Annotated in this window: 18 protein-coding genes; 13 read left to right on the forward strand and 5 right to left on the reverse strand. The window is 58.3% G+C overall.

Annotated elements, in window-relative coordinates; translation table 11 throughout:
* Positions 1-216: 216 nt before the first annotated feature.
* The 11 genes from ACOCLD_RS18160 to ACOCLD_RS18210 all read left to right on the forward strand — a co-directional run bounded on the left by ACOCLD_RS18160 (position 217) and on the right by ACOCLD_RS18210 (position 14706).
* Positions 217-2865: a hypothetical protein gene (locus ACOCLD_RS18160; protein WP_422910162.1), complete on the forward strand. Its 2649-nt coding sequence runs from the start codon at positions 217-219 to the stop codon at positions 2863-2865.
* Between the two features lie 918 nt (positions 2866-3783).
* Positions 3784-5958: a catalase/peroxidase HPI gene (gene katG / locus ACOCLD_RS18165; protein WP_422910163.1), complete on the forward strand. Its 2175-nt coding sequence runs from the start codon at positions 3784-3786 to the stop codon at positions 5956-5958.
* Positions 5959-6282: 324 nt separating this feature from the next.
* A complete protein-coding gene (locus tag ACOCLD_RS18170; protein WP_422910164.1) occupies positions 6283-7146 on the forward strand; it encodes an MBL fold metallo-hydrolase in 864 nt (287 codons plus the stop codon).
* A 10-nt stretch (positions 7147-7156) separates the two neighbouring features.
* Positions 7157-8899, forward strand: a complete 1743-nt coding sequence (locus ACOCLD_RS18175) for a TIGR01244 family sulfur transferase (RefSeq protein WP_422910165.1) — start codon at positions 7157-7159, stop codon at positions 8897-8899.
* Positions 8896-10650 (forward strand): SulP family inorganic anion transporter, encoded by a 1755-nt coding sequence (locus ACOCLD_RS18180; protein WP_422910166.1) that lies wholly within the window; start codon positions 8896-8898, stop codon positions 10648-10650. Before ACOCLD_RS18175 ends, ACOCLD_RS18180 begins: the two co-directional genes overlap by 4 nt.
* Positions 10650-11030 (forward strand): rhodanese-like domain-containing protein, encoded by a 381-nt coding sequence (locus tag ACOCLD_RS18185; RefSeq protein ID WP_257777608.1) that lies wholly within the window; start codon positions 10650-10652, stop codon positions 11028-11030. The genes ACOCLD_RS18180 and ACOCLD_RS18185 overlap by 1 nt, the downstream gene beginning before the upstream one ends.
* A gap of 277 nt (positions 11031-11307) precedes the next feature.
* On the forward strand, positions 11308-11523 hold the full coding sequence (cydP, locus tag ACOCLD_RS18190; protein ID WP_257777609.1) for a cytochrome oxidase putative small subunit CydP: 216 nt from the start codon (positions 11308-11310) through the stop codon (positions 11521-11523).
* On the forward strand, positions 11520-13112 hold the full coding sequence (locus tag ACOCLD_RS18195) for a cytochrome ubiquinol oxidase subunit I (RefSeq protein WP_422910167.1): 1593 nt from the start codon (positions 11520-11522) through the stop codon (positions 13110-13112). The genes cydP and ACOCLD_RS18195 overlap by 4 nt, the downstream gene beginning before the upstream one ends.
* A complete protein-coding gene (gene cydB / locus ACOCLD_RS18200; protein WP_422910168.1) occupies positions 13105-14244 on the forward strand; it encodes a cytochrome d ubiquinol oxidase subunit II in 1140 nt (379 codons plus the stop codon). Before ACOCLD_RS18195 ends, cydB begins: the two co-directional genes overlap by 8 nt.
* A gap of 59 nt (positions 14245-14303) precedes the next feature.
* Positions 14304-14420: a cytochrome bd-I oxidase subunit CydX gene (gene cydX / locus ACOCLD_RS18205; RefSeq protein ID WP_392541840.1), complete on the forward strand. Its 117-nt coding sequence runs from the start codon at positions 14304-14306 to the stop codon at positions 14418-14420.
* Entirely contained in the window at positions 14410-14706 is a 297-nt protein-coding gene (locus ACOCLD_RS18210) for a cyd operon YbgE family protein (protein ID WP_422910169.1), read from the forward strand. The genes cydX and ACOCLD_RS18210 overlap by 11 nt, the downstream gene beginning before the upstream one ends.
* Before the next feature lie 49 nt (positions 14707-14755).
* On the opposite strand, the gene ACOCLD_RS18215 is transcribed toward ACOCLD_RS18210, so the two are convergent.
* Positions 14756-15025, reverse strand: coding sequence for a metal-sensing transcriptional repressor (locus tag ACOCLD_RS18215; RefSeq protein ID WP_257777614.1), 270 nt, complete (start codon positions 15023-15025; stop codon positions 14756-14758).
* On the reverse strand, positions 15018-15575 hold the full coding sequence (locus ACOCLD_RS18220) for a Tll0287-like domain-containing protein (protein ID WP_422910170.1): 558 nt from the start codon (positions 15573-15575) through the stop codon (positions 15018-15020). The genes ACOCLD_RS18215 and ACOCLD_RS18220 overlap by 8 nt, the downstream gene beginning before the upstream one ends.
* Positions 15576-15739: 164 nt before the next feature.
* On the opposite strand from ACOCLD_RS18220, the gene ACOCLD_RS18225 reads away from it, so the two are divergent.
* Complete coding sequence (locus tag ACOCLD_RS18225) at positions 15740-17005, forward strand: alpha/beta hydrolase (protein ID WP_422910171.1); 1266 nt, start codon at positions 15740-15742, stop codon at positions 17003-17005.
* A 275-nt stretch (positions 17006-17280) separates the two neighbouring features.
* Here the strand turns inward: ACOCLD_RS18225 and putA are convergent, their stop codons facing one another.
* Positions 17281-21222: a trifunctional transcriptional regulator/proline dehydrogenase/L-glutamate gamma-semialdehyde dehydrogenase gene (gene putA / locus ACOCLD_RS18230; RefSeq protein WP_422910172.1), complete on the reverse strand. Its 3942-nt coding sequence runs from the start codon at positions 21220-21222 to the stop codon at positions 17281-17283.
* A 516-nt stretch (positions 21223-21738) separates the two neighbouring features.
* Here putA and ACOCLD_RS18235 point away from each other — a divergent pair.
* Positions 21739-22026 carry a hypothetical protein gene (locus ACOCLD_RS18235; RefSeq protein WP_422910173.1) on the forward strand — a complete coding sequence of 96 codons (288 nt, stop codon included), beginning with the start codon at positions 21739-21741 and terminating at the stop codon, positions 22024-22026.
* A gap of 21 nt (positions 22027-22047) precedes the next feature.
* Here ACOCLD_RS18235 and ACOCLD_RS18240 read toward each other — a convergent pair whose 3' ends face one another.
* Positions 22048-23673 (reverse strand): methyl-accepting chemotaxis protein, encoded by a 1626-nt coding sequence (locus ACOCLD_RS18240; protein ID WP_422910174.1) that lies wholly within the window; start codon positions 23671-23673, stop codon positions 22048-22050.
* A 61-nt stretch (positions 23674-23734) separates the two neighbouring features.
* Entirely contained in the window at positions 23735-24988 is a 1254-nt protein-coding gene (locus tag ACOCLD_RS18245; RefSeq protein WP_422910175.1) for an EAL domain-containing response regulator, read from the reverse strand.
* Positions 24989-24990: the final 2 nt, after the last annotated feature.

Here is a 24990-nt window from a genome sequence, read left to right on the forward strand (position 1 = left end):
GTAAGTACTGAGGAAATAGATGTGCTGGTCAAAATCTACCCGCAATATGCACTATGGCTAGCAAGCGGTCACATCGCCCCAGAAATAGGACAAACGAGTCCTGAGTATGATCAGGCTGAGCACTCGGAATTAGTCGAACAAAAATGGGGATAAAGATCAGAAAAGAAGTGGCAAAGCGCTGGTTTATAAAACTCAGGGACGAATAGGTGCCGAAAAATGAACGTAGATATCTATAAATGCTTTATTGCATCTCCAGGCGACACTATTGAAGAACGCGATGTATGTGATCGTATTTTTGGAGAAATAAATAGCACTTTAGGCCAAACACTAAACTTTAGAATCGAATCAAAGAGATGGGAAAAAGACGCCCGGCCTAGTTTTGGCTCTGACGGGCAAGACGTCATTAACAAACAATTACTTAATGAGTACCAAATTTTTATTGGAATAATGTGGAATAGATTTGGGGCGCCAACACCAAGGGCAGAATCAGGAACAGAAGAAGAATTTCAACAAGCTTTTGAAAAATGTAAATCAAAAGGCGATGTTGAAATCATGATGTATTTTAATTCCGCATTAGCCGATGTAAACACTCTTGATCTTGATCAAGTTCAAAAAGTTAGAGACTTTAAGAAAAAAGTTGCTGCACTAGGGGGGCTATATCATAGCTACTCAGGAACAGTAGAATTCGAAAGAAAACTAAGATCACATTTGCACAGTTTTTTCTCAGAAAAACTGGGAAAAAAAAACATCACCGAAAAACCAAATTCTATAGATGAAAAAAATCAAGAATATCCTAAATTTGAATCTGTATATCAAGAACTAAGCTCTAGATTAAGTGACTCCTTAAAATTATTCTCTAACCAGCCTACGATATGGGTTGATCCTGTACTTAGCAAATCGAATGAAATCTCTAAAAGTGCTACAGAAAATTTCGCATCAAGAGTAAATGTAGCGGAGATAATAGAAGAGCCTGAATCAACAATAATTAAAGCACCACCACAATTTGGACTAACAAGCCTTGCACACCACCTAGTACTTGAGTCATGGAAGAAAGGTTCAACATGGGTATATTTAGATGCAAGAACAGCTAAAAGAGACGCCATAAGAAAATGTGTAGAGAAAGAACTAAGAAAACTCAACATTTCAGATAAAGAACCAAACTGCATAGTACTTGACTCTTGGAATAACTTAGAGCCAGGCTCAAAAAAGTTACTGAGAAACCTCTGTCATGAGTATCCAGAAACCCCAGTAATAGTAATGCAAACAATAGATGACTCATCTTTCAAGTCAGAAGAGAAGAGCGAGAATATAAATAGAGAATTCAAGACACTACATCTTCTCGCCCTACCAAGAAACCAGATAAGAAAAGTTGTTTGCAACTACAACGACGAAAAAAACATCGGCGACGAAAACGTAATTTTAGAGAAAGTAATAAAAGACCTTGAAGTCCTGAATATCCACAGAACACCTTTAAACTGCATAACATTATTAAAAGTATCAGAAAACAACTTTGACGAAAGCCCTGTAAACAGGACAAAGATGATTGAAATGGTCTTATTTGTTCTATTTAACATGGCTGATTTACCTGCATACAAAACCCGTCCAGACTTGAAAGACTGCGAGTATGTGCTTGGAAGATTTTGTGAAAAGCTGATACGGCAAAAAAAATACAGATTTAGCAGAATAGATTTCCTTGATGAAATAGACCGCTTTTGCAAGGAAAAGCTATTACACCTCGAAGTCTCCGTTGTCTTTGACACTCTATATAATAACAATATCTTAACAAGAATAGAGTCGGAGTTCTGTTTCAGAGCCTCATACTGGATATATTACTTCGCAGCTAGGAGAATGTACTCAAACGTCGAATTCAGGAAATATATTCTAACAGAGCAAAGCTACATATCATTTCCAGAAATAATTGAATTCTACACTGGCATAGATCGTAACCGCGGCGACTTGCTTCAAGTTCTAATTGAAGATTTGAGATCCACATGCGAAATAGTAGATAGCAAAACAGGACTCCCGGCAGATTTGAATCCTCTATCAGAAGTAGAATGGAACCCGTCGGAAGAAGCTGTATCTCAATTAAAAAGTATTTTAAACGACGACGTGCTTAATTCAAATTTACCTGAGTACCTAAAAGATGAATATGCAGACCAAGGATACAATCAACTAAGACCATACGACCAAGGCATTCAAAATATCTTAAAAGAATACTCACTAACAATTTTAATACAAAAAATCAAAGCAAGCTCCAGAGCTTTGCGAAACAGCGATTATGTTGATCCGGATATAAAACGAGCATTACTTAAAGAAATAACACGTGGCTGGCGTCAGATATCATGCATATTATTCGCGCTAGCACCAATGCTTGCAACAAGAGGTGAGGCTGCGTTTGAAGGCCAGAACTTTATACTCGCAGAAGGTTTTGGTGACACTCCAGAACAAAGAATAGGTAATATATTTTTAGCGAATCCTATAAACGTAGTAAAAATGTTTAAGCACGATCTCTTCTCAAACAAACTTGGCCCTCTCCTATTCGACGGAATAAGTTCAGAGACGGATGAAATCATAAGGCATCAATTAATTTTGCTATTGATTTCAGAACGACCAACCGAATGGAAGAAACATGTAGAGCAATACATGATCAAGACACCTAAAAACTCATTTTACTTACATGACACGGTAGGTGTACTTGCGAACAACTACAAGTATTCTTTCGCATCAGAAATAGAGCTTAGCGAAATTAAGTATCTTCTCAAGGTAGGCTATGCAAAACATGAGTTTGGAAATGATAAGCCGAGCCTAGTCGAGCTGAATAAAATATCTAATAAAGTAATACCCAAAAGAGAAGCAATGCAATAAAAATTTAAGAAACTCGAAAAAATCTGAATATTAAGTAACTCAGTAGAAACTACTCTGTTTAAGGCAAGCAATAAAAAACTTGCGAATCAAGGTAGGCCTAACTAAAGGTTTTTTCTAGCGTAAATGAGGGTGTCCCAAAAGTGTCACAGTCACAGCAAGGCAAAGCCGATCAATGCGGGATAGCGCAACTCGTAACCCTCTGATCTATTTGGTTTAGCGGACTTTAGCGGTTTATTGCGTGGTGTTTGGAATGGGTTCAAATCCCCCCGACCCAAATAAACCCCTGATTTTCCTAGAGAGACTCAGGGGTTTTTCTTTGGGCGTCGGAAAGTTTCAAGGATGCTGACTCAGCGCCGAAGGTCATCAACTCTCTCAATCCGCTCAAAATCAAAGGCAGCCTGGCACCGGCCAGATGCCTTACGCGGCGATCTAGCGAGATTCAGGTGTACGGAGTCAGCTTACTGCTTCCGATCTTCTTCTAAACGGCCAGACAATGGCGCGTTGACTCCATACCTACGACCATCGCCAGTCTTGTCACCACCAGTCAGCAACATGGCTGAGCGCCTGGGATCGAGAACGTGGTGGATTCCATCTCGCTGGCGCCAGCCAGGTAAAACCGCTCAAGCGCCGCTCTCAATAAAGTTTTCACAACCTCACTGGCGTCAACAGCTCACATCAACTCGCGAATGCGCTGCCAGAAACGGCCTGACTTTTTAACGAAACGGCAGACTAATAATTTTGGCTAACGAACCCATAGAGAATACGAATCCCCTTAGCGCTCATTTGTAAAACGCTAGCTGCTAACCTCAATGGCGAATCGATAGACGACTGGCCTGATGATCCATGGCGCAGTCGACAACATGCTCAGCCTTCAGCAACCCGCTTCTGAGCCGAGCATCAAAACCTGAGGAGCTTGATATGGACCCGAAAAGCCAAAGCACTGCCGGCCAATGCCCCGTTATGCACGGTGCCAACACGGCCAATGATCAATCGAGCGTCGCCTGGTGGCCCAATGCGCTGAACCTCGACATCCTGCACCAGCACGACAGCAAGTCCAATCCGCTCGGTCAGGGCTTCAATTACCGCGAAGAGCTGAAAAAACTGGACGCCGCTGCGCTCAAGCGCGACCTTACCGCCCTTATGACCAACAGCCAGGACTGGTGGCCTGCAGACTGGGGCCACTACGGTGGCCTGATGATTCGCCTGACCTGGCACGCCGCCGGTACATACCGTATCGCCGACGGCCGTGGCGGTGCCGGCACCGGCAACCAACGCTTTGCTCCGCTCAACTCCTGGCCGGATAACGCCAACCTGGACAAAGCCCGTCGCCTGCTCTGGCCGATCAAGAAAAAGTACGGCAACCGCGTCAGCTGGGCTGACCTGCTGGCCCTGGCCGGCACCATCGCTTATGAATCCATGGGCCTGAAGACCTTCGGCTTCGCCTTTGGCCGCGAAGACATCTGGCACCCGGAAAAAGACATCTACTGGGGTTCGGAAAAACAATGGCTGGCCCCAACCGGCAGCGAAGGCAGCCGCTACTCCGGCGAGCGCGACCTGGCCAACCCGCTGGCGGCAGTGATGATGGGCCTGATTTACGTCAACCCGGAAGGTGTGGACGGCAAGTCCGACCCGCTGAAAACCGCCCATGACGTGCGCATCACGTTCGCCCGCATGGCTATGAATGACGAAGAAACCGTAGCCCTGACTGCTGGCGGTCACACCGTGGGTAAAGCACACGGCAACGGCAATGCGAAGAACCTCGGCCCTGAGCCCGAGGGTGCGGATATTGAAGAGCAAGGCCTGGGCTGGAACAACCATGTCAGCCGCGGCGTCGGTCGCGACACCGTGACCAGCGGTATTGAAGGTGCCTGGACCACCAACCCGACCCAGTGGGACAACGGTTACTTCCACCTGCTGCTGAACTACGATTGGGAACTGAAAAAGAGCCCGGCCGGCGCCTCGCAGTGGGAGCCGATCAACATCAAGGAAGAAGACAAGCCGGTGGATGTGGACGACCCCAGCATCCGCCGCAACCCGATCATGACCGACGCCGATATGGCGATGAAGATGGACCCGGAGTACCGCAAAATCTCCGAGCGGTTCTACAAGGATCCGGCCTACTTCTCGGACGTGTTCGCCCGCGCCTGGTTCAAGCTGACGCACCGCGATATGGGCCCGAAAGCCCGCTATATCGGTCCGGATGTGCCGGCTGAAGACCTCATCTGGCAAGACCCAGTGCCCGCCGGCCGCAGCGATTACGACGTGGCTGCCGTGGCGGCGAAAATCGCGGCCAGCGGCCTGTCGGTCAGCGAGCGCGTCAGTACCGCATGGGACAGCGCCCGCACCTTCCGTAACTCGGACAAACGTGGTGGTGCCAACGGTGCGCGCATTCGTCTGGCCCCGCAGAAGGACTGGGAAGGCAACGAGCCGGCTCGTCTGGCCAAGGTGCTGGCGGTGTACGAAAAAATCGCCCGCGAAACCGGCGCCAGCATCGCTGACGTGATTGTGCTGGGTGGCAACCTGGCCATCGAAGAAGCCGCTAAAGCCGCCGGCGTGACCGTTAAGGTGCCGTTTGCCGCCGGACGTGGCGATGCCAGTCAGGCGCATACCGACGTTGAGTCGTTCGAGGTGCTGGAGCCGCTGCACGATGGCTTCCGCAACTGGCAGAAGCAGCACTACGTGGTGCAACCGGAGGAAATGCTCCTCGACCGCGCGCAACTGATGGGCCTGACTGCGCCAGAAATGACCGTGCTGATCGGCGGTATGCGCGTATTGGGCACCAACCACGGTGGCAGCCAGCACGGCGTGTTCACCGATCGGGTCGGTGTGCTGAGCAACGACTTCTTCGTCAACCTGACCGACATGGCCTACAACTGGAAGCCTACCGGGCGTAACAGCTATGCCATCGTCGAGCGCAAGAGCAGTGCCACCAAATGGACGGCCACCCGCGTCGATCTGGTGTTCGGCTCCAACTCGATCCTGCGTGCCTATGCCGAGGTGTATGCCCAGGACGACAGTCGCGAGAAGTTTGTGCATGACTTCGTCGCGGCCTGGAACAAAGTGATGAACGCGGATCGCTTCGACCTCGCGTAAACATCAGCCCCCGCAGGTGCAATGCCTACGGGGGCTGCTTTTCGCTGATCAACAGGCTCTCACCTACCGACGCCGCCGCCACACCGATACACCACGCTCACAACTTGCTGGCCTAGGCCGAGTGCGACCTGCAAGTGGCCATGCACCACGCAGACTGCGCCGGTCGAACAGCACATCACTCCATCCTTCTCGAATACCCGGGCCACCATATTGCGCAGCTTGACAAGAGCGGACGCGTTTATTCCTAAAAAATCTATGCATAGAACCAAAAAGAAGATACGCTCAACCTAAATACCCCATGGGGTATACAGGAGGAGCACAACCATGCAACCCGTCGTCGAAACATTCTTTGACCCTGCCACCTTCACCTACAGCTATGTGGTCACCGACCCCAGTACCCAACGCTGTGCGATTATCGACTCGGTGCTGGACTACAACCCCGCGTCCGGCTGTACATCGCATAGCAGTGCCGACCGGCTGATCAAATTCGTGAAAGATCAGCGCCTGCAGGTCGACTGGCTGCTGGAAACCCATGTGCATGCCGATCACCTGTCCGCCGCGCCATACCTGAAGCGTGAACTGGGTGGCCAGTTGGCTATTGGCGAAAATATCACCATCGTGCAGAACACCTTCGGCAAGCTGTTCAATGCCGGCACTGAGTTCGCTACCGATGGCCGTCAGTTCGACCGCTTGTTCAGGGATGGCGATACCTTCCAAGTGGGCAATATTCAGGCACGCGCCATCCACACCCCAGGCCATACACCGGCCTGCATGACGTACCTGATAGGCGACGCCGGGTTTGTTGGCGATACGCTTTTCATGCCGGACTACGGCACAGCCCGCTGCGATTTCCCTGGCGGCGATGCACGCACGCTGTATCAGTCGATCCGTAAACTGTTTGCCCTGCCTGGCGAAACGCGCCTGTTCATGTGCCACGACTACAAGGCACCAGGACGCGAAGACTTCCGTAACCAGACCAGCGTGGCTGAAGAGCGTGCACACAACGTGCATGTGCACGAAGGTGTCAGTGAGGACGATTTTGTTGTCATGCGCAGTGCCCGTGACGCCACCCTGGGCATGCCAACACTGATCCTGCCGTCGGTACAGGTAAACATGCGCGCCGGCCAGTTGCCACCCGCCGAGGACAACGGAACCCGCTACCTGAAAATCCCCCTCGACGTGCTCTGAGGAACTGTCCATGGACACGCTAAAACACCTGAGCCCCTTTATCGCTGTCGCTGCCCAACTGCAACCGGCAGACATGGGCACCCTGGCAGCGGCCGGTTTTCGCAGCGTCATCAACAACCGTCCAGACAATGAAGGCGAAGGCCAGCCCAGTTCGTCCGACATGCAGGCTGCCGCCCAGGCCAGCGGCCTGGAATACCATTACCTGCCCGTGGTCTCGGGACAGATCAGCGATGAGAACGTCAGCGCGTTTGCCGAACTGCTCAATCAGGTACGGGGGCCGGTGCTGGCGTTCTGTCGTACCGGCACCCGCTCGACCAGCCTGTGGGCGCTAAGCGAAGCCCATCATCTGGATCCATTGGCGCTGCTTGAAACCGCCCGCAGCTGCGGCTATGACCTCAGCGGTCTGGCCCCCCGCCTGGAACAGCGCTGGCAACATGCCCCGCAAGCGGCGCCGCAACGCGCGCCCACGCCTACGCAGCGCTACGACGTGCTGGTTGTAGGCGGTGGCGCGGCGGGCTGTGCGGTCACTGCCAGCCTGCTCAGGCGCTCGCCGCAGTTACGCGTTGCTGTTGTTGAACCCCGTGAGCAGCATTACTACCAGCCCGGCTGGACCTTGGTGGGAGCGGGCATCTTCGACCGCAACCGTACCGAACGCCCCATGTCCCGCTGCATCCCGCATGGTGCGCAATGGATTCGCGCCGCAGTGGCTGGCTTTGAACCCGAACAGCAATCTGCGGTGCTGGAAGATGGCAACCGTATCGGTTACCGCGCACTGGTGGTTTGCCCCGGCCTGAAGCTGAACTGGGATGCCATTGAAGGGCTCAAGTCGACGCTGGGCAAACATGGCGTGACCTCCAACTACCAGTTCGAACTGGCGCCTTACACCTGGCAACTGGTGCAGAACCTGCGCCAGGGACGTGCGCTGTTTACCCAGCCGCCAATGCCTATCAAGTGCGCTGGCGCGCCGCAAAAAGCCCTGTACCTGTCCTGCGACTGGTGGCAAAAGGACGGTGTGCTACCCGCCATTGATGTCGAATTCTGCTCGGCGGGCGCGGTACTGTTTGGCGTACCCACCTTCGTCCCACCGCTGATGAAATATGTCGAGCGCTACAACGCCAAGCTGAATTTCAACACCACCCTGACAGCGGTAGACGGCCCTGCGCACAAAGCCTGGTTCAAGCAAGTCGATGCTGCCGGCAACGCTCAGGTAATCGAAAAGGACTTCGATTTCCTGCATGCCGTACCGCCTCAATGCGCGCCTGACTTCATCCGCAACAGCCCACTGGCCAATGCCGATGGCTGGGTCGAGGCCGACCCGGAAACGCTGCGTCACCCACGCTTTGGCAACATCTTCAGTCTCGGCGATGTCTGCGCCGCGCCTAACGCCAAAACCGCAGCAGCCGTGCGCAAACAGGCACCGGTAGTCGCGGAAAACGTCATCTCGGTACTCACAGGTAAAGGCCCTCGCGCACTCTACGATGGCTATGGCTCCTGCCCACTGACGGTTGAGCGCGGCAAAGTGCTGCTGGCCGAATTTGGCTATGGCGGCAAGCTGCTGCCGACCTTCCCCCTGGACCCGGCCATCCCACGGCGGCTGGCCTGGGACCTCAAAGTGAAGATGATGCCCAGCATCTACTTCGACATGATGCTACGTGGCCGCGAATGGTTGGCCGAACCCAAGCGCCTGCCGCATGAGCCAGCCGCCGTGGAAGCCCCAGCAGCCTGTGATTTCGGCAAGGAACCGGGTAAATGAAACTGAGCCACTGGCTGCCATGCATTGACTGGGGGCGCCGCTACAACCGCAGCAGCGCCGCCCAGGATGCTTTGGCCGCCGTCATCGTCACCCTGATGCTGATCCCACAGAGCCTGGCCTACGCCATGCTGGCCGGGCTGCCGCCGGTGATGGGTCTGTACGCCAGCATCCTGCCGCTGCTGGCTTATGCCCTGTTCGGCTCCAGTCGCACCCTGGCGGTAGGACCGGTGGCCGTGGTCTCGCTGATGACCGCAGCAGCACTGGAGCCCTTATTTCTCATCGGCAGTGCTGCCTACATCGGCGCAGCCATGCTGCTGGCGCTGCTGTCTGGCTTACTGCTCAGCGCCATGGCGCTCTTGCGCCTGGGTTTCCTGGCCAATTTTCTCAGCCACCCAGTGGTCTCTGGCTTTATCAGTGCTTCCGGCATTCTGATTGCAATTGGCCAACTCAAGCACCTGTTCGGCATCTCGGCATCGGGCGACAGTCTGCTGCAACTGGTCCCGCAGCTCTGGCTGGGGTTACCTGCCGTTCACGCGCCCACCTTGCTGATCGGCCTGCTCAGCCTGGCCTGGCTCTGGTGGGCTCGGGCACAGCTGAAACCGCTGCTGCAACGCCTGGGGCTGACTGCCACGGCCGCCGGCAACCTCGCCAAAGCCGGGCCGGTGCTGGCGATCATTGTCGCGATTGTTGGCGTAACAGGGTTCAACCTGGATCAGGCCGGCGTAAAAGTGGTCGGCAATATTCCCCAAGGCTTGCCAGGGCTGACCCTGCCAACGCTGAATCTCGACCTGGCCATGCAGTTGTTGCCTGCGGCCTTGCTGATCAGTCTGGTCGGGTTCGTAGAATCGGTCTCAGTCGGCCAGACACTGGCAGCCAAACGCCGTCAGCGCATTCAGCCAGATAACGAACTGCTCGGCCTCGGTACAGCTAACGTGGCATCGGCATTCAGTGGCGGTTTCCCCGTTACCGGTGGTTTCGCGCGCTCGGTAGTCAACTACGACGCCGGGGCCCAAACGCCCATGGCAGGCGTATTCACCGCAGTGGGTATTGCCCTCAGCGTGCTGCTGCTGACGCCACTGCTGCACAACCTGCCACATGCCGTACTGGCTGCGACCATCATCGTCGCCGTGCTCAGCCTGGTCGATCTCGCTTCGTTCAAACGGACCTGGCGCTTTTCCCGCCAGGACGGTGCCGCCCAGCTGGCAACCCTCTTCGGTGTTCTGCTGATTGGCGTCGAAACCGGCATTCTGCTGGGCGTGGGCCTGTCGCTGCTGCTGTTTCTCTGGCGCACCAGCAAGCCGCATATGGCGGTCGTCGGCCAGGTGCCGGGCAGCGAACACTTTCGCAATGTCGAGCGCTTCGCCGTGATCGAGTCGCCCAGCGTGTTGTCGTTGCGCGTTGACGAAAGCTTGTACTTCCCCAATGCACGCTATCTGGAAGACCGCATTGGCGAGCTGATTGCGAGCCGCCCTCAGGTGCGTCATCTGGTGTTGATGTGTTCGGGGGTCAATCTGATTGATGCCAGCGCACTGGACTCACTGGAAGCGATTGTCGAGCGCTTGCAGATGGCTGGCGTACAGCTGCATCTGTCTGAGGTCAAAGGCCCGGTCATGGATCAGCTACGCCGCTCCAGCTTTCTCGATGCGCTCTCCGGCCAGGTATTTATCAGCCAGTTTGCTGCCTTGCAAACCCTCGCCCCGGAAACACTGCAAACAACGCCTGCTGTCGCCCAACTGAACAGGAAGCCCTGATGAAAACTGCCCACGACCTGGTGATGGCTGCCAAAGCCTGTATTCATGAGATCGAGATAACGGCTGCCGACGCGGCCATGCAAGCCGCAGACGTGGTGATCGATGTGCGTGAAGCCGATGAATTTCATGCCGGCCATCTACCAGGCGCCATCAACATTCCTCGCGGTCTACTGGAGTTCAAGCTGAGCAATGACCCTGAATTGGCCGCACGTGAGCGCAAACTGGTGCTCTATTGCAAGAACAGTGGCCGCTCAGCCCTCGCCGCACAGTCGCTGCAAGCCATGGGTTACTTGCAGGTGCTGTCCATAGCAGGCGGTTTCGAAGCCTGGGTTGCCGCTGAAAAACCAGTTTCCTGCCCCAGCCTGCCCAGCTTCGACTGAGCACAGTTAGCGGCGTAGTGAGCCTTATGAGCTCCGCGCTGCACAGCAGCGTCGCAGTGCAGGTGTCACCGGGCAGCGTGGTTTCCAACAACGACGCCTGCAGGCCACCGATGCATCAGCCCTGGGTTCCGGGGCATTCACCAGACAACTCCAACAAGGCTGTGTTTGCTGAACATTTAACGTTCGGCTGACTTACATCAATCAGAGCCGGATACCCCTACGGGTACTATTGAGCATCACCTAACTGCCGCCCGTTTCAGGCGCACGGAGTGCCGAGATGACCGCCAAAGACCCCAAGTCACCCTGGCAGATCCCGCTGGTTCGGGAGATCAGCGTCATTCTGCTGCTCAAACTGGTGATTCTCTTCAGCATCAAGGCGATCTGGTTCACCGAGCCGGTGGTACCGGCAAACGGCACAGCGCGCCTGGATGCCCATCTGTTCAACACACCTGCCCCCCACTCATCACCATCTGCTGAGGAGAAACCGAGATGATCTCGGAATCCGTCGTTGATCTCTCGCGGCTGCAATTTGCCATCACCGCGATGTACCACTTCATCTTCGTGCCACTCACCCTGGGGCTGGCCTTTCTGCTGGCGATCATGGAGTCGGTCTATGTCATGACCGGCAAACAGGTCTACAAGGACATGGTGAAGTTCTGGGGCAAACTGTTCGGCATCAACTTTGCGCTGGGCGTTACCACCGGGCTGACCATGGAGTTTCAGTTCGGTACCAACTGGGCCTACTACAGCCACTATGTCGGTGACATCTTCGGCGCCCCACTGGCCATCGAAGGACTGATGGCGTTTTTCCTCGAGTCGACGTTTATCGGCCTGTTCTTCTTTGGCTGGGATCGCCTGACCAAGGTGCAGCACCTGGCGGTGACCTGGCTGGTGGCCATCGGCTCGAACATGTCCGCGCTGTGGATTCTGATCGCCAACGGCTGGATGCAAAACCCGGTAGGCGCAGAGTTCAACTTCGAAACCATGCGCATGGAATTGACCGACTTCGGCGCCCTGCTGTTCAACCCTGTCGCTCAGGTGAAGTTCGTGCACACCGTATCGGCCGGTTATGTCACCGGGGCGATCTTCGTGCTGGCCATCTCCAGCTACTACCTGCTGAAAAAACGCGACATGGCGTTTGCCCGCCGCTCGTTCGCCATTGCCGCCGTCTTCGGCCTGGCGTCCACGCTGTCGGTGATCATCCTCGGCGATGAGTCCGGCTATGAAATCGGTGATGTGCAGAAAACCAAACTGGCCGCCATCGAGGCCGAGTGGGAAACCGAAGAAGCCCCTGCGGCATTCACCCTGTTCGGTCTGCCTAATCAGGAACAGCAGCGCACCGACTATGCCGTGAAGATTCCATATGTGATGGGCATTATCGCGACCCGCTCGCTGGATAAGGAAGTCACCGGCATCAAGGACCTGATTGCCCAGCATGAGGTGCGCATCCGCAACGGCATGCTGGCCTACGCCCAACTCGAAGCGTTGCGCGCTGGCAATAAAGACGCGGACCGCATTGCCGCCTTCAACGCGGTTAAACACGACCTGGGCTATGGCCTGCTGCTGAAGAAATACACCCCAGCCGTTGTCGACGCCACTGAAGAACAGATCCGCCTGGCCGCGCTGGATACCATCCCGCACGTAGGCACCATGTTCTGGAGCTTCCGTGCCATGGTTGCCTCGGGCTTTCTCATGCTGTTGCTGTTCTTCCTTGCCGCCTGGGCCTCGGTCAAACGCAACGCAGAGAACAAACCCTGGTTACTCAAGTTCGCCCTGTTCAGCTTGCCATTGCCGTGGATAGCCGCTCAGACAGGCTGGATTGTGGCCGAACATGGCCGCCAGCCCTGGTCGATTGCCGAGGTGCTGCCGGTGCACCTGTCCGCCTCATCGCTCTCAGCGGCCGATGTCTGGGGCTCGCTGGCGGCGTTGATTGCCTTTTACAGCGTGCTGCTGGTGATCGAGATGTACCTGATGATCAAGTTCGCGCGCCTCGGGCCATCGAGCCTGCACACCGGCCGTTATCACTTTGAACGTGATAACCACGCCACTGTCATGAACACCTCGGGAGCCCAGCATGTTTGATTATGAAACCCTGAAACTGACCTGGTGGGTGCTGGTTGGCGTACTGCTGATTGGCTTCGCCCTGACAGATGGTTTTGACATGGGCGCCATGGCCCTGATGCCCTTCGTCGGTAAAACCGACAACGAACGCCGGGTCGCGATCAACACCATTGCCCCACACTGGGATGGCAACCAGGTCTGGTTTATCACTGCCGGGGGGGCACTGTTTGCTGCCTGGCCGATGGTCTATGCCGTCGCCTTCTCCGGCTTGTACTGGGCCATGCTGGCCGTCCTGTTTGCCTTGTTTTGTCGGCCGGTCGGTTTCGATTACCGCAGCAAGCTGGAGAATACGCGGTGGCGCACGGCCTGGGACTGGGCCTTGTTTGTCGGCGGCGCCGCACCGGCCCTGCTGTTTGGCGTAGCCTTCGGCAATCTGTTTCTCGGCCTGCCCTTCCGCCTCGATGAATTGATGCGCTCCAGCTATGAAGGCTCGTTCTTCGACCTGCTGCATCCTTTCGCCCTGCTGGCGGGGGTGGTCAGCCTGAGCATGCTCAGCGCGCACGGCGGTGCCTGGCTGATGATGCGCACCGACGCTTCACTGCATGCCCGCTCCCGTGTAGCAACCCGCCTGTGTGCACTGCTGTACATGGCGACCTTTGCGGCCGCTGGCGTGTGGCTGGCGAGCGGCATTGCCGGTATGACACTCGACGGCGGAGTTGACCTGGGTGGTGCCATCAACCCTCTGGCCAAACAGGTAAGCGCCAATAACCCCGGCTGGATGGCCAACTACACACGCTATCCGCTGACCATGATTGTCCCCCTGCTGGGTTTTGCCGGCGGCCTGCTGGCGCTACTCGGCGCCCAGAGCAATCGGGGCGCCCTGGCGTTTGTCGGCAGCAGCCTGGCCATTATCGGCACCCTCTGTACGGCCGGCTTTGCCCTGTTTCCATTCGTCTTCCCATCAAGCATTGATCCGGCGTCGAGCCTGACCATGTGGGATGCGGTATCGAGTCAGAAGACCCTGGGCATCATGTTCGTGGTCGCCTGCATCTTTGTGCCGCTGATCCTTGGCTACACCCTGTGGTGTTACACGCGCATGTGGGGCCGCCTGACCGATCAGACCATCGAAGCCAACCCGCACGGGTTGTATTGAACCGCGGCGGCGCGGCCTGATAGCGGGCGGCGCCGCCTACCCAGACAAAGGAGAACGCTATGTGGTACTTCACGTGGATCTTGGGTGTGTTGCTGGCCTGCAGCTTCGGCATCATCAATGCGCTGTGGCTGGAAACAACGCAGAACCTCGACGAAGAGGTGCAGGGTGACGAGTGACACGCGGCCCTGGCTGCAGCGCAGCGGCAGCCGCGCTGTATCGCTGCTGCTGGCAACCCCGCTGACGCTTATATTCCTGATTCACCCCGCTGCGATGCTCACCGACGATGGTCACTACAACCATCGCCTGATCATGCTGACCATGCTCGGGATATCCAGTGGTTTTATTCACGGGGTAGGTTTCGATCCCATCAGCAGGCTTTGGAAAACCCTGTTCCACCCTGTGGCCGGGTGGCTGCTGATGACACTGGGCTACACCATCTTGTGGCGGGCACAAACACTCTAAGGTCAGTGCCGCAGTCTGCCGACGCTGCGCTGCCCGACGGGCAGCGCACTCAGGTGTATTTGGTGAAGATGGTTCTTACCTGGGCCAGCTTGTCCTGATTACTCTGCTCGGGATTGAGGATGGCATCCTCGGCCAGGCATATCAGCATCTCCTGATAGGCCTTATCCAGAGCCTTGCGCGCGGCACTGAACTGCTGGGCGATCGCCTCACATTCATCACCGCGCTTGATCATGGCCTGAATACCGCGCACCTGTCCCTCGACACGGGCCAGGCGCTTGAGCAGCGCATCACGGTGTTGCACTCGTTCCGGATCAATCATTTCCAACTTCTACCTGACGCCGCAATGTAAAGGCCCCACGCAGCTCGCCGAGAGCAAAACCACGGGCCTGATCGTCCGGGTAGCGTACATCAATCAGCGCCGCAAGCGCGGGGTCAATCTGCTTGCCGTGACATGCCAGGCAAGGCTCGCCGGTGGCAATCGCCTTCATCATGCGGAACTCACCCTGGACCATCTCGGCATGCTGCAACTCGGCCACCGGCTCACCTGCGGCGGCGCGCACGGCAAACTGCTCCAGCACCTGTCGCTCCCAGGCATCGGCGGAATTCTCCGGATTGCGCACTTTGAGCGCCGTTCGCCCAACTTTCCACGGACTTTTACTGTGCTCTGCCACGATTTGCGGTGCCAGCAGCTGACATGCCTCAACCGCCTTGGCCGGCCCACCAGCCTGCATCGCCGACTTGACCGTCGCCAACAGATGCTGCTGAAAAGCGGGGACCAGCGCCGCGCCTTCCGCAGTCAACTCAGGCAGCGTCTCAGCAGAGGCTGCAGTGCTCAGTGAACCCAAAAGAACAGCCGTAATCAGTCGCATAACGCCTCCAAAGAAATATACCCCCATGGGTATATTTGCGCATGAATTAGCCGATTACTCAACGGATAAATAAAGCCACGGCAAACACCGCGCTTTCGCTCTGACTAGCCTTTCCGCGACAGGGCGCGCTAGCCTGAACCCATTCACTCCATGAGAACACCGCCGTGCATCCTTGGCCCTTGCTGTTTGCCACCACCCTGATTGCCTTGCTGGCCGGCTGCGGCGCAGCCAAACCGCTGACACTGATGTCCACCCCGGTGATCTACTACCAGGCAGCCATCGACCCTTTCGCGCACTTGCCTGAGACGGAGCGCGTGCCGGAGGTATCGGTGTTCTACGCCACCAACCGTGCGCCCAGTAGCAGCGGTTATGGCAATCAGGTCAGCGAGCGGCTGCACCTGGGCAGCGCCAGCGTTCGCCTGGGTGGCAGCGACGACCTGTGGCCGCAATTGCGCAACGCATCCCTTAGCGAAATCCGCGCTCGCGACCTGCCACTGAGCCTGCTGCAAGCTCGGGAAGACGCCCACCTGCCACTGCACAGCGCTGACGCTGGGGCACTGCCAGCAGACGTGCAGGCGTATATGGATGCGCTCAACCTGCAGCTGAGCAAGGCGCGCGACAAGGAAATCATCCTCTACGTGCACGGGGCGAAAGTGGACTTCGCCAACGCCAACCAGCTCACCGGTGAGCTGGTGCATTTTGCCGGGCGCGACTTCGTCGGCCTGGCGTTTGCCTGGCCTTCGCACCAGAACATCCTGAGTTACCTGCTCGGCGTCGATGTCGAGCGCGCACGCCAGGCCAGCCACGCGCTCAGTCAGTTGCTGGAACTGCTGGCCCAGCATAGCCATGCCGAACGCATCAATCTGGTGGCCTACAGCGCAGGCGGACGCGTCACCTCGTTGGCCCTGCAGGAACTGGCAGCCCGACACGCCGAGCTGAGCCGAACCCAGCTGCAAACGCGCTACCGCATTGGCGCGGTGGTCTTCGCCGCTGCCGATGTGCCGGAAGAACTGTTCGAGCAACGCCTGCCCGGTATCAGCAGGATCGCCGAACAGGTGATGATCACCGTCTCCGACCAGGACGATGCCCTGCAATACGCCCACCTGCTGATGCCCGGTGGCCCACGGATTGGCAGCAGTCAGGCCGAGGCCAGCCTGCATCGCTTCACCCAGCGTCAGCACCTGGACAACGTCAACCTGCTGGATGTGTCGGGCCGTTATGCCGAGCGCGGGTTCGATATCGTCGGCCATCACTACTGGTATCGCCATCCCTGGGTCAGCAGTGATGTGATCCTGCTGCTGCGCACCAACCTCAGCCCACAGGCCCGCGCGCTATCGCCTGGTGATCATCCGGCGCTGTGGTACATGCAGCACGATTACCCGGTGGCCGTTCGTAACGTCACCCGCGAGGTACTCAAAGGGCAGTGGTAGATCAGGCTGGGACCGATAAGGAGAAACAGCAGGCGGCCGATGTGGAACGGAGCGGGTAGCTCCGTTCCTGCGCCGCCGGGTAGGCGAGCGCAGCGCATCGAAATGCCAGAAGGGAAGAAACGCATCGTACCGGGTGGGTAACCCTCCGTTGCCGGGTGTACGACGGGCGCTGCAGAGCAGCATCAGGCACCTGGGCAAGGTGCCTGAGGGTGAAGCCGGTGTTGCCGACCACCCCGGCCGGCGAACCAGTCGAGGTGGGATGCTCGTAGAACCTGTTAGCCGATGGTCATCAGGCTGGCGTTGCCACCAGCGGCTGCGGTGTTGATGCTCAGGGCGTGCTCGATCAGCAGACGCTCCAGCGGGATATCGGTTTCACCTTTGTGCAGACCATGCACACCGATGATTGCGCCGGGACGCTGAGCCGCCAGCTGGCAAACTTCGCGCAGCTGATCGGAATCACCGTGATGGAGGATGGCGTCGAACACGGTTTCGCTCTCGCTCCACTGGCTGAGCAGGCTGATGCGTTGCTGCACGGCCTTGGGCAGCGCGGCAAACAGCTCGCGGGTCAGCTCGCTTTCCTGCCACAGCACCTGGCAACCCACGGCCAGGGTCGCCGCCAGTTGCACCAGCAGGTCGCTGCGCTCGTCCGCCAGGCACAGCACGTGCTCACGCGGCAGCAGGCTGTAGCTGTTGCGCTCGCCAGTCGGGCCGTTGAGCATCTGCACGGTGCCGCTCTGCGCCAGTTCAACGTATTGCGCGCTCAGGGCACTCAGGCTCGGTTCATGCTTGGCCGCCCACTCCTGCAGCGCCTGGATCACCTTGGCCTGCTCGGCCGGGCGCTGGCTTTCGCCACCTTCCTGCTGCAGCTGCTTGGCCACGGCGTCCTGCGGACGGGTTGCCAGCAGGCGGTACATATACAGCGGGCCACCGGCTTTCGGGCCCGTACCGGACAGGCCTTCACCGCCAAACGGCTGCACGCCGACCACGGCGCCGACCATGTTGCGGTTCACATACAGGTTGCCGACCTTGGCGGTGTTGACCACCTGGGCGATGGTTTCGTCGATGCGCGTGTGCACACCGAGGGTCAGGCCATAACCGCTGTCGTTGATCTGCTGCAGCAGCTTGCCCAGTTCAGCACGCGGGTAGCGCACCACATGCAGCACCGGGCCGAAGATCTCGCGCTGCAGCTCGTCAAAGCTGTCCAGCTCGATCAGCGTCGGCATGACATAAGTACCGCGCTTGATGTCGTCAGCCACGGCGCGGGCGGTCTGGAATACCTTGCGGCCCTTCTCGCGCATCTTCTCGATGTGCTGATCGATATTGCCCTTGGCTTCCGCGTCGATCACCGGACCGATATCGGTGCTCAGCCGCTCCGGGTTGCCCAGGCTGTATTCGGCCATGGCGCCCTTGAGCATGTTGATCACCCGATCCGCCACGTCTTCCTGTACACACAGCACGCGCAGAGCCGAGCAACGCTGACCGGCGCTGTCGAAGGCCGAGGCCACCACATCGACCACCACCTGCTCGGTGAGCGCCGAGGAGTCGACGATCATGGTGTTGAGGCCGCCGGTTTCAGCGATTAGCGGCAGAGTACGCCCGTGGGCGTCCAGACGACCGGCGAGGTTGCGCTGGATGATCCCGGCCACTTCGGTGGAACCGGTAAACATTACGCCACGCACGCGCTCGTTGCCGATCAGGCCGGCGCCGACGGTTTCGCCACGGCCCGGCAGCAGTTGCACGGCGCCGCTCGGCACACCGGCTTCGAGCAGAATGCGCACGGCTTGCGCGGCGATCAGCGGAGTCTGCTCGGCCGGCTTGGCCAGCACGGTGTTACCGGCCGCCAGGGCAGCGGCGACCTGACCGCTGAAGATCGCCAGCGGGAAGTTCCACGGGCTGATGCACACCACCGGGCCCAGCGGGCGGTGGCTGTCATTGCTGAAATGAGTACGTGCCTGCGCCGCGTAGTAACGCAGGAAGTCCACGGCTTCACGCACTTCGGCGATGGCGTTGGCGAAGGTCTTGCCCGCTTCACGCACCAGCAAGCCCATCAGTTGCTGCATTTCCGCTTCCATCTGGTCAGCGGCGCGATCCAGCACGGCGGCGCGTTCGGCCGGCAGGGTCGACTGCCAGATCTGCCCGCTGGACACGGCGCAGAGCACGGCATTGCGCACATCCTGCTCGCTGGCCTCGTACACATGGCCGACGATGTCGCGGTGATCGGCCGGGTTGCGCACCGGCTGTGCTTCGCCCAACTCAGGGGCATCACAACCGAGCAGCGGCATGGCCTTGTAAACCGTGTTGGTGCTGCTCAGCAGCGCCGAGGACAGCGAACCCAAGCGGTGTTCGTTGGCCAGGTCGATGCCTTCGGAGTTCAAGCGGGCGTCACCATACAGGGCGCGCGGCAGAGCGATACGCGGGTGCGGCAGGCCGAGGCCGCCTTCCTGCGCGGCCATCTGCTCGACCTGTTGCACCGGGTCGAGCACCAGATCCTTGATCGAGATGCTGTGGTCGGCGATGCGGTTGACGAACGAGGTGTTCGCGCCGTTTTCCAGCAGACGACGCACCAGGTAAGCCAGCAGGGTTTCATGGCTGCCCACCGGTGCGTAGATGCGGCACGGACGGTTCAGCTTGCCATCGGCGACCTTACCTACCACCTGCTCGTACAGTGGCTCACCCATGCCGTGCAGGCACTGGAACTCGTACTGGCCAGGGTAGTAGTTCTGCCCGGCCAGCTGATAGATGGCCGACAGCGAGTGGGCGTTGTGGGTGGCGAACTGCGGGTAGATGGCTTCCGGCACGGCCAGCAGCTTGCGCGCGCAGGCGATGTAGGAAATGTCGGTGTACGGCTTGCGGGTGTACACCGGGTAGCCTTCCAGACCTTCGACCTGGGCGCGCTTGATCTCGCTGTCCCAGTACGCGCCTTTTACCAGACGGATCATCAGGCGATGACGGCTGCGCTTGGCCAGGTCGATGACGTAGTCGATCACATACGGGCAGCGCTTCTGGTAAGCCTGGATAACGAAGCCGATACCGTTCCAGCCGGTCAGGGCCGGGTCGAAGCACAGGCGCTCCAGCAGATCGAGGGAGATTTCCAGGCGATCGGCTTCTTCAGCATCGATGTTCAGGCCGATGTCGTACTGCTTGGCCAGCTTGGTCAGGCCCAGCAGGATCGGGTACAGCTCGTCCATTACCCGGTCGTACTGCGCGCGGCTGTAGCGCGGATGCAGGGCGGAGAGCTTGATCGAAATGCCCGGACCTTCATAGATGCCACGCCCATGGGAGGCCTTGCCAATGGCATGGATGGCCTGCTCGTAGGACGCCAGGTAGCGCTTGGCGTCTTCATCGGTCAACGCGGCTTCACCGAGCATGTCGTAGGAATAACGGAAGCCTTTGCTTTCCATGTTGCTGGCGTTGGCCAGGGCTTCGGCGATGGTTTCGCCGGTGACGAACTGCTCGCCCATCAGGCGCATGGACATGTCCACGCCCTTGCGGATCAGCGGCTCACCGCCCTTGCCGATAATGCGGTTGAGCGACGTCACCAGGCCGGCTTCGTTGTGGGTCGACACCAGTTTGCCGGTGATCAGCAGGCCCCAGCTGGCGGCGTTGACGAACATCGACGGGCTGTTGCCGAGGTGCTGGCTCCAGTTGCCGTTGCTGATCTTGTCGCGGATCAGCGCATCACGGGTGGCCTTGTCCGGAATGCGCAGCAGCGCTTCGGCCAGACACATCAGCGCCACGCCTTCCTGCGAGGACAGCGAGAATTCCTGCAGCAAACCCTGCACCAGGCCCTGACGGCCGCCGGCGTTCTTCTGGTTGCGCAGCTTCTCGGCAATGCCCATGGCCAGCTTGTTGCTCGCCTCGGCCATGTCCTTGGGCAGACGCGCCTGCTCCAGCAGCATCGGTACCGCTTCGGTTTCCGGACGGCGATAAGCGCCAGTAATCGCCGCACGCAGCACCGATTGCGGGAGGATGCTTTCGGCGAAGTCGAGGAACACCTGCAGGCCCTGCTCGGTCAGGTTTTCCACCATTTCTTCGCCGGCCACAGCGGCCAGACCGGAGTGTTCGGCCGGAGTCAGGCCACCCTCGATCTGCTCGAGATAATTGAAGATCGCCTGCTTGATCAGCCAATGCGGCGTGCGGTCAATCGACTGCGCAGCCTGCTTGAGGCGATCACGGGTTGCATCATCGAGCTTTACGCCAAGGGTAGTGGTAGCCATTGGTTTGTCCTGTTATGAGCTGAAGCACGGCAAAGAAGCACCGGGAGCAATGTTGACCGCGCCCGTCATGGCCCTGAAAAGTGACGATGACCGCGAGCGGGGCACAAAAAACTGGCGAGAGATTAAACCTCCAGAGGCGCAAGGTGCAACTAGGTGCAACCAAACAAAGGCGCGCCTTGAGCAACCCACCAGCCACCCCATAACTCCATCTCTCTGCGGCAGCCCTCAAGCCTGGCGCTGCCCGCAGGGAAAACCCGATCTGCCGAGGTAAAACGGCTGTTTTAAAAAAGCCTGCACCTTCCGACGACAGGTACAACTCATACACACAACATGGTTGCACCCAATTACTCAACCCGCCTATTTGAGCAAAGCACAACCACCCGCATTGCGCACAACAGCCGACGGAGTGCGCGCCAGCAACCGGCGCGCCTGGCGGTACAACCCAGGCGATGGAGTGAATAGCCGAGCAGGCCAGTCTCAGGCTAAGCTCAGTGCGGGAATCATCAGGAGATGGCCATGACCGCCAAGGAAGCGCAATTGACTGAATTGCTCAGTCTGTCGACCCGCACCCTTACGCATTTGAGCGCGGCCATCACGGCCATGTCGTTCGAGTTGCTGAATACCCAGGACAGCGCCGTACACGCCACCGCGCACAAGATGATCGAGCGCATGCTGGCCATCAACACCGAGCTGGATCGGCAGTGGCAGCTGGTCGGCGAACTGGTCGGCACCCCGACAGAACCCAGCAACAGCCTGGAGCAAGTGGTTCTGCAGAGCCTGGAGCCGGTCAGCGACGAACACTGACCCGCCTCCAGGCCTGATCGATCAGGCGCGGAACACCGACACCTGGCGCTGCAGGCGCACTGACAGCTCGGCCAGCTCCTGACTGGCGATTGAGCTTTGTCGCGCGCCCTCGCCCACTTCACTGATACCGCCCTGAAAGCGCGTGATGTTTTCGTTGATCTCGTTGGCCACCGAGGTCTGCTCTTCGGTGGCAGTGGAAATCTGCGCATTCATGTCAGCAATGGTTTCTACTGCCTGGGTAATGGCCTCCAGGATAGTGCCAGACTCCTCAGCCTGAACCGCACTGTGCTGGGCCTGACCACGGGCTTCTTCCATGGCGTTGACCGCCTGCCGCGCCGAGCCCTGCAACTCGTCGATCATCCCGCGAATCGACTCCGTGGCGCGCTGGGTATTGCCCGCCAGGCTGCGCACCTCATCCGCCACCACGGCAAAACCACGCCCGGCATCACCCGCCCGCGCCGCCTCGATAGCTGCGTTGAGCGCGAGCAAGTTGGTCTGCTCAGCCACACCGCGAATAGTCGTCAGCACCTGACTGATATTTTCCGACTGGGTGTTCAGCAGCTCGATCACCTGGGTCGCGCTGTTGACCTTGCCGGACAGCGATTGCATGGCCTGTACATTGCTGCGCACCGTGCTGCTGCCGGCGCGCGCCTTGCTGTCGGCCTCATGGGCATGCTGTGCAGCGCTGAGGGCATTGCCGGCCACCTCCTGAATCGCCGCGCTCATCTGGTTGATCGCCGTGGCGACCATGATCACCTGCTCTTCCTGAGCGCTGGCCGAGTGGCTGACCTGCTGACTGATGGAACTCATTTCCTCGGAGGACGACGCCAGTTGCTCCACAGCCCCACCCAGATCAGCCACCAGACGCTGGAAGCGCTCCATCATGCTGTTGAACGCGCGTCCGGTGCTGGCCAGTTCATCATCGCCTTCCACCGTAACGCGTCGGGTCAGATCGGCCTGCTCGGCGATTTCACTGATCACGCTGTGCATATGACCCAGCGGCCGACTGATCGAGTGGTAGATCGCCAGGGCCAGCAACGCCAGCACAAACACCACCAGCACGCTGCCAATCACATAAAGTTTGACCAGCGCCTGGTAGTCGGCCTCGGCCTCCTCGTTGAACGCTTTGGCCACGCTGACCTGGTAATCGAACAGGGCCTCAAAGGCTTCGAGCAGGGGGTCATAGGCGGCGTAGATTTCCCGGTTGAAGCTGGTGCTGTCCTGCGCCTTGAGCACACCATCATCAATCTGCTGCAGGCGTCGATCAATCAACTGCCGCACCGCCGGCTGAGCGCGCTTGGCCACTTCCAGCAGGCGCGCCTCCTCACCCTGAATGGAAGTGGCCAGATACTCGGCCCAGGCCGTGTCGGCCCGCTGTAAGGAGTCCTGCACCTCACGGCGGAAGGTTGCGCCATCGATCAGGTCAGCGCGGTACTTATGCGCCAGGTCGATCACCGCATTGGCATAGCCGTTGGTCACGTTGGTCAGCTGGCGCATCGGCGCCACCCGGTCAACGTAGAGGCTGTCGATGCCCTTGTTAAGGCTGCTCATCTGCCCGAGCGACAGCACGGCAAGCACGATCAGCACCAGCAAGGGAGGGAGCGCAAGCAACAGCAAACGAAACTTCACCGTCATATGACTGAACATGGGACGTCCTCACAACAGCAATGGGAGAGGTATTGCACCTGGCTTAATGCCTATCGGCCTATCAGTTATTTCCTGAAGCGTGCAGGGCGACCAGGCCGCGCAAGCGCGCCTCGTTACCACGCCACCAGGCCAGCAGTGCATCCCCCGGCATGGGTTTGGCCACGAAATAGCCCTGCACTTCGCCACAACCCAGGTCGCTGAGCAGCATCCAGTCCTGCTGGGTTTCCACCCCCTCGGCGACCACCCCGAGGCCGAGCTTGCTGGCAATATCCAGGGCGCTTTCCAGCAGGATGCGCAGGTGTTGGCTGTCGCTGGCACCATTGACGAAAGCGCGGTCGACTTTCAGCTCGGTGCACGGCACGCGAGACAACTGCAGCATGCAGGAGAAGCCGGTGCCGTAATCGTCCACCGACAGGCCAAAGCCCTTCAGCCGCAGGCGCGCCAGGGTGCCGAGGGTGATGCTGAGGTCAGTCATGATCGCGCTTTCGGTGATTTCCAGGATCACGTATTGCGGCGCGATACCGCTGGCGACCACCCGCGCAATGATCTCATCGGCCAGTTTGGAGTCCGCCAATGAGCGTGCCGATACGTTGAAGGAAAAGCTCAGAGGCAGGCCAGCGTCATGCCACTGCCGGCAGTACGCCAGGGACATGTCGAGCATCTGCAGGGTCATTTCCGAGATGTAGTGGCTGCGCTCGATCATCTCCACGAACAAGCCTGGCGCCAGCAGGCCATGCACCGGGTGCTGCCAGCGCACCAGCGCTTCCACCCCTTTCAGGCGGCCATTGGCCAGAGTGACCTTGGGCTGAAAGTAGGCGACGAACTCATGCTCGCGCAGTGCCCGCTGCACATCGGCCTCGGTCAGCTGCGGCCAGAGCGCGCGCGGTGCGGAAAACTGTTCGGCCTGCACAGCCTGCACGGCAAAGCGACTCAGGCTGGCCGCCAGCTGTTCATGGCTGATGGGCTTTTGCAGCACACCCAGCAGATGCAGGCCCAGGCTGCGGCCCATGCTTTCCACCACGTTGAGCAGCACGCTTTCCCGCGCACTGGCCACCACCACGGAATGATTGAGCTCCAGGCGCGCCATTTCGTGCAGCACCTGCACGCCATCCATGCCAGGCATCTCCAGATCCAGCACGATTACCTGAATCTGTGGGTTGGTTTTCATCTGGGCAATCGCGTCGAAGCCATCCACGGCTTGGAGGATGTCTTCGATACCCATTTCACTGCACAGCTCAGCGGTAAACTGGCGTTGCAGCTCGCTGTCATCGATCACCAGCACATGCTGGGGAAATCTGTTGACTGCCTCTTCCACCC

It is taken from the genome of Pseudomonas cimarronensis, assembly GCF_049331905.1.
Lineage (GTDB): Bacteria > Pseudomonadota > Gammaproteobacteria > Pseudomonadales > Pseudomonadaceae > Aquipseudomonas.